This is a genomic window from Rhodococcus sp. C26F (assembly GCF_053345925.1).
In genome coordinates, this window is record NZ_JBKFBA010000012.1 from 90,646 (window position 1) to 91,641 (window position 996).

Annotated in this window: 1 pseudogene (only partly in view); it reads right to left on the reverse strand. The window is 71.2% G+C overall.

What is annotated here, in order from left to right:
- A pseudogene (locus ACLBYD_RS15265) lies at positions 1 to 904 on the reverse strand (DEAD/DEAH box helicase) (it extends 1,400 nt beyond the left edge of the window).
- Positions 905 to 996: the final 92 nt, after the last annotated feature.

Consider the following 996-nt stretch of genomic DNA (forward strand, 5'->3'; position numbering starts at 1 on the left):
CCGCCTCGGTGAGACGAACCGACGATTCGAGGCATTCGGCGACGGCGTCGTCGCACCCGTTGCGGCTGAACCGGAACCAGATGGCCGGCAACAGTTGTTCGGCCTCGAGCCGGGCGACGACCTCGGGCAGGTCGGCACCGGCCGGTCCGGGTGCTCCGCGCGCACGTCGCCGTCGTCGTCCACGGCCGGTCGCGGGGCCGGGCGCGGCCTCGACGAGCTGGCGGTGGGCGATGTACCGCTCGAGGGTCTCGTCGACGGTGCCGGACGGGGACAACAGGTCGAACAGCCGCCCGCCGGCGAGCATGTGCTGGGTGAGCGGGACGGGCCGGGTCTCCTCGACGACGACCGCGAGGTCGCCGCGGACGCCGCGCAGCCAGCCGCCGAACTCCTCGGCGTTGCTCACCGTGGCCGACAGGCTGGTCAGCCGCACGTCGTCGGGAAGGGAGAGGATCGCTTCCTCCCACACCGCACCGCGCTCGCGGTCGGCGAGATAGTGCACCTCGTCCATGACGACGTGGGTGAGTCCGTGCAGGAGCGGGGAGCCGCCGTGCAGCATGCTGCGCAGCACTTCGGTGGTCATGACGACCACGGGCGCGTGCGGGTCCAGCGAGATGTCGCCGGTGAGCAGACCGACGCGGTCGTCGCCGAAGCGGCGCGACAGGTCGAGGTACTTCTGGTTGCTCAGCGCCTTGATGGGGGTGGTGTAGAAGCAGCGTCCGCCCGCTGTGAGCGCGAGACGGGCGGCGAATTCACCGACGACGGTCTTGCCCGCCCCGGTGGGGGCGCACACCAGGACGTCGCGGTCGTCCTCGAGGGCGCGGCAGGCCTCGACCTGGAAGTCGTCGAGGGGGAAATCGAGTTCGGTCGCGAACAGCGCGAGCTGCGACCGGTCCTGCGTGCGCACGTGTCCACGCTACGGGTCGGCGCGGACATGTGCGCAGCGCAGGGTGACTCAGTCCTCCGTCACCCTCGAAGGTGACTCAGCCGTCACCCTCG